At 70.5% G+C, this 7,866-nt stretch carries 6 protein-coding genes; 5 read left to right on the forward strand and 1 reads right to left on the reverse strand.

Annotated features, from left to right (window positions below; translation table 11 throughout):
- Nucleotides 1-176 precede the first annotated feature (176 nt).
- The gene (locus tag VGS97_RS19730) at nt 177-1,115 is read left to right on the forward strand and encodes a mechanosensitive ion channel family protein (RefSeq protein WP_326855068.1); all 939 of its coding nucleotides are present in this window, start codon (nt 177-179) and stop codon (nt 1,113-1,115) included.
- A 48-nt stretch (nt 1,116-1,163) separates the two neighbouring features.
- On the opposite strand, the gene cobC is transcribed toward VGS97_RS19730, so the two are convergent.
- Nucleotides 1,164-2,249 carry an Rv2231c family pyridoxal phosphate-dependent protein CobC gene (gene cobC / locus VGS97_RS19735; RefSeq protein WP_326855069.1) on the reverse strand — a complete coding sequence of 362 codons (1,086 nt, stop codon included), beginning with the start codon at nt 2,247-2,249 and terminating at the stop codon, nt 1,164-1,166.
- A gap of 77 nt (nt 2,250-2,326) precedes the next feature.
- Between cobC and VGS97_RS19740 the strand changes: the two genes are divergently transcribed.
- From VGS97_RS19740 to VGS97_RS19755, 4 genes are all read left to right on the forward strand, one after another.
- On the forward strand, nt 2,327-3,280 hold the full coding sequence (locus tag VGS97_RS19740; protein WP_326855070.1) for a cobalamin biosynthesis protein: 954 nt from the start codon (nt 2,327-2,329) through the stop codon (nt 3,278-3,280).
- On the forward strand, nt 3,277-4,875 hold the full coding sequence (locus VGS97_RS19745; protein ID WP_326855071.1) for a cobyric acid synthase: 1,599 nt from the start codon (nt 3,277-3,279) through the stop codon (nt 4,873-4,875). Before VGS97_RS19740 ends, VGS97_RS19745 begins: the two co-directional genes overlap by 4 nt.
- A 105-nt stretch (nt 4,876-4,980) precedes the next feature.
- On the forward strand, nt 4,981-6,558 hold the full coding sequence (locus VGS97_RS19750; protein WP_326855072.1) for a hypothetical protein: 1,578 nt from the start codon (nt 4,981-4,983) through the stop codon (nt 6,556-6,558).
- Nucleotides 6,559-7,105: 547 nt separating this feature from the next.
- Nucleotides 7,106-7,866, forward strand: a 761-nt coding sequence (locus VGS97_RS19755) for a glycosyltransferase family 87 protein (protein ID WP_326855073.1), incomplete at its 3' end; no start/stop codon positions are given.

Below are 7,866 nucleotides of genomic sequence, written 5' to 3' on the forward strand. Positions count from 1 at the left end.
TTGACGCTGCCGTCGCCGTTGTCGCCGACCTGCGTCGAGCTTTGTCGTCATGTCCATTCTCACACCGGACGCGGCTTTGTTCGCGCGTGATCGAAACCGGGCCGTCATGGCACCGGCGAGATGACTGGACGTAAAGTGATCAACCGCCAGAAGCCGTACGGCGGAAGGGAGCGGCGATGAGTGGCCACCCAACCCGCAGGCAGCCGGAACGTGGACTGGGACTGCCCAACAAGTCGGCGCCGGGAACGCGGGCAGAGGCGGAGGCGGGTCTGGTCACTGAGGCCGCTGAGGCTGAAGCGGCGGCTCAGGGTCGGCAGGTGAGCGAGGGGTCGGCGCCTGTGGCTGCGCGGGCTGGCGCGAAGCAGGCGGCTGGGCAGCAGGCGGAACAAGAGGGGCGGGCCGGGCCAGGGGGTCAGGCCGGCTCGCGGGTGCACCAGCTTGAGCCGGACGAGCACTCGCCGCTGGCGGCCTTGAGCAACGCGATAAGTGCGAACTTCCGGCGTGCGCTGCTCGTCTCTGTGCTGGCCCTCGCCGGGCTCGGCCTGACTTACATCTCCGGCGGCGTGCTCAGCAGCAATAACAACGCGCATCTCGCGTTCTTCACTCGGCACGAGGGGCTCGGGCAGATCGCCGCGGCCGTCGGCGCCGTGGTGTTCCTGGTCTTCGGCGTGGTCGCGGTCCGGATGACCACCAACGAGATCCTCAAGACGGTGCCGCCCAGCCTCGGCGACAACCGGCGCAACGGGTTGCGCTGGGTGAGCCTGCTGGCCGGGTACGTCGTCGTCATCTTCGGCACGCTCGGCGCGCTGAACGTGCCGGTCGAGCGTCTGCTGGTCGGCGGCGCGGTCACCGGTGTGATTCTCGGCATCGCGGCACAGCAGGCGCTCGGCAACCTGTTCGCCGGACTGATGCTGCTGCTGACCAGGCCCTTCGCGATCGGCGACGAGGTCTCGCTGCGGTCCGGGCCGCTCGGCGGCGTGCTGACCGGGCTGATCGCGGACATGAACCTGACGTACGTGAAGCTGGTCACCGACAACGGGACGATCCTGCTGCCGAACTCGACGCTGCTGACGGCGGCGATCGGACCGCCTGGGGCGTTCGACGCAGGTCCGTGACGGGGGCCGGGCTAGGCTGGGCTGGCTGCTGGGCTGGTTTGTTGTGGATCAGCGTGGCCAGGCGGCGATCAGGGCGTCGGTCACGGGGCGGGTGCGCGCGGCGATGCGCAGCCAGTCAGGCCCGAGCCCGGGGAAGGTGTCGGCGCGGCGCACTGCGAAGCCGCTTTCCCGCAGCTTCATCCGGATCTTGTCCGCTCCCGGTATCTGGAGCAGGACGAAGGGCGCGCGCGGGGCATCGGGTGGGCGGGCGGCGGGGAGGGTCACGCCAGGGAGAGCGGCGAGGCGGCGTTCCAGGTAGCGGCGGTCGCGTGCGGCCTCGTGCGCGAGACGGTCGGCTTGCGCTCGAGCGTGCGGTTCGCTGCACGCCAGCGCCGCCGCGAGCGCCGGAGTGGAGACGGACCACAGCGGCTGCGCCGAATGCAGCAGCCTGATAGTGGCGGGCTCGGCGAGCAGACAGCCGATGCGCAGTCCGGCGAGGCCCCAGGTCTTCGTCAGGCTCCTGATGACGACGAGGCCCGGCACGTCGCCTCGTGCCGCGAGCGACTCGGGCTCGCCGGGGACGGCGTCGATGAACGCCTCGTCCACGACCAGGATCCTGCCCGGCTTGGCGAGCGCGGCGATCGTTTCCGCGCCGTGCAGCACGGCCGTCGGGTTCGTCGGGTTGCCGAGGAGGACGAGGTCGGCCTCGTCGGGCACGCGCGCCGGGTCCAGGGCGAAGCCGTCGATCGGAGAGAGGATCACGCGCTCGACGTGGTGGCCTGCGGCGCGTAGCGCGGACTCGGGCTCGGTGAACTGGGGGTGCACGACGACCGGACGCCGGGCCGTGGTCGAACGCGCGATGAGTACGAACGCTTCGGCGGCGCCGGAGGTCAGGAGTACTTGGTCCGGGTCACGGCCGTGCCGACGTGCGACGGCTTCGGTGGCGTGCACCGGGTCGGGGTATGCGGCGAGGTCGGACAGCGACGCGACGATACGTTCGAGCAGCCACTGCGGTGGGCGCGGAATGCGGACGTTGACCGCCAGATCGACCAGCCCGGCGCTGACCTCCACGTCGCCGTGGTGGCTGAGGTCGTAGTCGGATCCGTTACCGGCCGACGGTCGACTGTCACCGGACGGTTGGTTGTCACCGTGCACTCAGTTATTGTCGCGCCTGTCGCGTGCGGGCTGACGGTAGGGTGCTGAACGTGCTCAGAAGGTCTTCAGGTTCCGCGTTGGCGATCGGACTCGCCGCAGGATACGTGGCCGACTCGTTTCTCGGCGACCCCAGCCGTGGCCATCCGGTGGCCTTGTTCGGGCACGCGGCCAATGCCCTGGAGCGCAACATCTACCAAGACTCGCGGGCACGCGGAGCGTTGTTCACCACCGTGTGCGTCGGGGGCTCGGTGGTGCTCGGGTACGTCACGACGCGTGGTTCGCGCGGGCGGCCTGTCGCGGCGGTGGCGACGATAGCGGCGGCGACGTGGAGCGTGGTCGGGGCGGCGTCGCTGCGGCGTGAGGCCGCAGCGATCGGCGAGTTGCTCGAAGCAGGGGACCTCGAAGGCGCGCGCGAGCGGCTTCCCCGGCTGTGCGGCCGGGATCCGCGCGGTTTGGACGAGCGCGAGATCGCGCGCGCCGTCGTGGAGTCGGTGGCCGAGAACACCTCGGACGCGGTGGTCGCGCCGTTGTTCTGGGGCGCGGTCGCGGGCGTTCCGGGGCTGCTGGCGTACCGGGCCGCGAACACGCTCGACGCCATGGTCGGCCACCGCTCGGAACGCTACTCGCGGTTCGGCTGGGCCTCGGCGCGCCTCGACGACGCGCTGAACCTGGCGCCGGCCCGGCTGACTGGGGCGCTGACCGCCGTCGTGGCGCCGAAGGTCGGCGGCTCACGCCAGGAGGCGTGGCGCACGCTGCGGCTCGACGGTGCTAAGCATCCGAGCCCGAACGCGGGACGATGCGAAGCGGCGGCGGCCGGCGCGCTCGGCCTGCGGCTCGGCGGCACCAACGTCTACGAATCAGGGATCGAGCATCGGCCCTATCTGGGCATGGGGCGCAGCCCGCGCGGTTTCGACATCGCGCGGGCGAACCGGCTCTCGTCGGCTGTATCCACGGCGGCGGTCGTGCTGCTGTCGGCCGGGGCGCTGGCGATACGGGGTGCCGGTGCGGGTCGCAGAGGACGCAAACGGTGACTGCTGCCGGCAGCCGGCACGGCCACGGGTCATTGCTGGTGGCCGGCACGACTTCGGACGCCGGCAAGAGCGTGCTGACGGCCGCGATCTGCCGGTGGCTCGCCCGCGAGGGGGTGCGGGTCGCGCCGTTCAAGGCGCAGAACATGTCGAACAACTCAGCAGTCTGCGTCGATCCGCGCACCGGGGCGGGGGCGGAGATCGGCCGGGCGCAGGCGATGCAGGCCGCCGCCGCCGGAGCCGAACCGGAGCCGGCGATGAACCCGGTGCTGCTGAAGCCGGGTGGCGACCGGTCCAGCCAGGTGGTGGTGCTCGGCCGGGCGGTGGCCGACACGGACGCCCTTTCGTATCAGGATTTGAAGAAACAGTTGCTGGGCACGGTGCTCGACGCCTTCGACGACCTGCGCTCGCGCTACGACGTCGTGGTCTGCGAAGGTGCGGGCTCGCCGGCGGAGATCAACCTGCGCGAGGGCGACCTGGCGAACCTCGGCCTGGCGCGCGCACGCGACCTGCCGGTGGTCGTGGTCGGCGACATAGACCGCGGCGGGGTCTTCGCCGCGTTCCACGGCACGGTGGCGCTGCTGGAGGCCGGAGACCAGGCTCTGATCTCAGGGTTCCTCGTCAACCGGTTCCGCGGAGATCCGGCGCTGCTGGAGCCCGGTCTTCGGATGATCGAGGGCCACACCGGCCGGCCGGTTCTCGGCGTGCTGCCGTACCTGCGCGACATATGGCTCGACGCCGAGGACTCGCTCACGCTGGAGGGCCGCCCCGCGACGTTCGGCCGCGCCGAGCCGTACGGCCGCGAGCCGCTCGCCGTCACCGTGGTGCAGCTGCCGCGGGTCTCGAACTTCACGGACGTCGATGCTCTGATGCTGGAGCCCGGAGTCGAGGTCTCCTTCACGAGCGGTCCGCGCGGGATCGCCGAGGCGGATCTGGTCGTGCTGCCCGGGACCAAGGCAACCGTCAGTGATCTGCGATGGCTGCGCGAACGCGGCATCGCCGAGGCGCTGCGGCGGCGCGCCGCCCGGGGCGGGGCGGTCCTCGGCATCTGCGGCGGATACCAGATGCTCGGCGAGAGCATCGACGATCCGGTGGAGAGCCGGGCCGGGACCGTCGACGGGCTCGGTCTGCTGCCGGTGTCCACCGGCTTCGCCGATCGCAAGACCCTGGCCCGGCCGCGCGGCATCGGCCTCGGCAAGAAGGTGACTACGGGTTATGAGATCCACCACGGCCTGGTCACCCGGCGAGGCGGCGAACCGCTGTTCACCGACGCGGCCGGCGATCCGGTGGACGGCTGCGTATCAGGCAACGTAGTCGGCACGCTGTGGCACGGCTCGCTGGAGTCGGACGAATATCGCAGAGCCTTTCTGCGATGGGCCGCCGAGCGCGCCGGATGCTCGTTCACGCCCGCTCCGGACACCGGCTTCGCGGCGGCGCGGCAGGCGCAGTACGACCGGCTCGCGGACGCGCTCGTCGAACATGCCGACACCGCGGCCCTGTGGCGTCTGATCGAGCGGGGCCCGACGCCGGGGCTGCGCCTGCTGCCACCCGGCGCTTCGGCCAGTACGATGACCGCCGGTACGTCGGCTAGCGTGTAGCCTCGGACGACCGGGCCTGTCACCTGCAACCAAGCCCGGGACTCGGGCGTCCACGATGAGAAGTCGCAGGGGAGAACGGCTCTACGCGGTGGAGGCCCAAGCCGGATGGACAGCACTGCCGTGGAGCAGCCGGACACGCCGGTCGAACGTGCGAGCGACGGCGACGGTGAGCAGAGCCGCCCTGAGCAGGACCAAGGCAAGCAGAGCCAAGGCGAGCAGGACCAGGGTGACAGCGGGCAGAAACGCGCTGCGTTGGGTGACGCCGCGTTGGATGCCACCGTCTTGGACGACGCTGCGTTGGATGAACCTGTGCGGGATGACGGCGCGCGGGATCGCAGTCCGCAGAACTCACAGAACTATGGTGCGCGGGATCACGCTGCGGATCGGCGGCTCGGCGTCAGGGTCATCGCGTTCCTGCTGGCGCTTTGCGTGCTCGTCATCGGCTGGGCCGCGTTCCGCGCCGTGCGCGAGCACTCGGTTTTCACCGGGACGGCCACGCACAGCGGCAAGCCGTTCCGCATTCCGGTACCCCCTGCGCCGACGCTCGTGCAGCAGATTTCCGCCAGCTTCACGATCCCCGGCGCCGCGCCGGGCATCCCGTGGCCGGGCATCGGGCAGGCGGCCGTCGAGATCGAGGGCGTCGGCTCCCTCGGCACGTCCGGGAGCGTCGGCACGCCGGTCCCGATCGCCAGCGTGGCCAAGACGATGACCGCGTACCTGGTCCTCGCCGATCACCCGCTCGCCGACGGGGACGCGGGCCCAGCCATCACGGTGCGCGCGTCGGAGGCTGCCGCTTACGGGAGCGAGCTGAGGCAGGGCCAGTCGCTGGTCAAGATCTACGCAGGCGAGCAGATCAGCGAGCGCGACGCGCTCGAAGCGCTGATGCTCGCCTCGGCCGACAACGTCGCGAAGATCCTGGCGCGCTGGGACGCCGGCTCCGTCTCGGACTTCGTGGCGTCCATGAACCAGGCCGCGAAGCGGCTCGGCATGACGCACACCACCTACACCGACCCCTCGGGCCTCGATCCGTCGACCGTCTCCACCGCGCCCGACCAGATCAAGCTCGCCGAGACGGCGATGCAGTCGGCGAGCTTCCGCTCGATCGTCGGGCTGCGGACCGCGGACATCCCGGTCGAGGGCACCATCAAGAACTTCAATCAGCTGGTCGGCGAGAACGGCGTGATCGGCGTGAAGACCGGCTCGACCGACAGCGCCGGCGGCTGCCTGCTGTTCGCGGCGACGATGACGGTCGGCGGCCGGGACGAGACCGTCATCGGGGCGGTCCTCGGCCAGCCGCTCGGCGCCGGAGACGACTTCCTCGGCAGCACGCTTTACATCGCGTCGAAGATCATCGACGCCGCCCGGAGCTCAATGGTCACAGTGACGATCACGGCGCCCGGGACGCAGGTAGCCGTGGTGCAGCGGCCAGGCGAGGCAGCCGATACGCGGCTCGGCGTCGCCTCCGCGGTGACGATCACCGGCAAGCCCGGCCAGGCTTACCGCGTCGTGGTGTCCGGCGATCCGTCGGCGCCGACGTTGGAGGTCACGCCCATCGGCACCGTGCCTGGTGGCACTGTATCTGCTGGCACCGTGTCCGCTGGCACCGTATCCACTGGCTCAGGGTCGGCGACCTCCGTGTCGCTCGTCCCGCTCTTCGCGCGCGGTGCCACGGCTGCGGAGTAGGTGTCCGGGAGCAGGGCTGCCGTACGTTCGGCGCTCGCCTTGGCGCGCTCCCCCGTGGTCAGGACGGCGAGAATCAGGATGATCAGACCGCAGCCCGCCACGATCGCCCAACCGGCGTGGCTCGCCTTGCTGAATCCCTGCCGCATCGGGCCGTGAACCTGCACGACGGCGACTGTGCCGATCAACGCGACGCCGAGGACCACCAGCGAGGTGTTGTTCGCGACGATGAACAGGCTCATACAGCAGATGGCCAGGATCAGCTGACAGCGGCGACTGCTCGACTCGGACAAGGTGTCTGTCCTGCATACATAAGTCATGGACGGATCGCGTCGGCGGCGGTGTGCGGTCGCCGTGCGTGGCAATCATTTCGGCCGCAATTACTTAGCTACACTAACCAACAAGCCATGATACCCGCTGTACATTCCCGGCTCGACGTCGCGGGCGCCTCCGCACGCCGCCGACCGCTTCGGATAGCATCGATCCGCTCAGAGATCGGAACGCACCACGTGGACAAGCGGGGTCGTCGGGCACCATGGGGGCGCGTAGCGTGGCTGTTTTGCGGGAAGGGCGGAGCCCCGCCCGGAGAACGCGCAGCATAGGGAGCACCGCAGCCCTGTGCGGCCTCGTCCTGCTGGTTTTCGCCGTCTCGCTGATCACGGTCGCCAACGGCAGGCTGAATTTCGACGTCTATCGGATCGACCTGGACGTCTACCGCCTCGGCGGGCACGCGTGGCTGACCGGCCGCGACCTGTACGGCCAGCTTCCGCCGACCAGCAACGGGCTCAACCTCGGCTTCACCTACCCGCCGATCTCCGCCGTGGTGATGGCCCCGCTGTCGGTCGTCTCGGCGCGGCTGGCGGGAATCGTGATAACCGCGGTGACCCTCGGGCTGATGGCGGCGGTGATCGCGCTCTTCCTGCGCACCGCAGGGCTCACCGGTCCGCGCCGCTCCTGGCGGCTCGCCCTGTGGCTGCTGCCGCTCGCCGCGCTGCTCGAACCGGTGCGCACCAATCTGGCATACGGTCAGATCAATGTCGTCCTGATGGCCCTGGTCTCGTTCGACTGCTTGATGCCGGGCACCTGGTGGCGGGTGGCCGGCCGGCCGCTCGGCTGGCCACGCGGGGCGCTGGTCGGCGCGGCGGCCGCGATGAAGCTCACGCCCGGGGTCTTCGTGCTCTACTTCCTGGCCCGGCGGCAGTGGCGCGCGGCGGCGACCACGGTGGTCTCCTTCTTCGCGGTGACCGGCATCGGCGCGCTGTCCGCGCCGCACGACTCGGTGAGCTACTGGACGAAGATGGTGTTCCAGAC

The organism is Actinocrinis sp., assembly GCF_035946395.1.
Taxonomy (GTDB): Bacteria; Actinomycetota; Actinomycetes; order Streptomycetales; family Catenulisporaceae; genus Actinocrinis.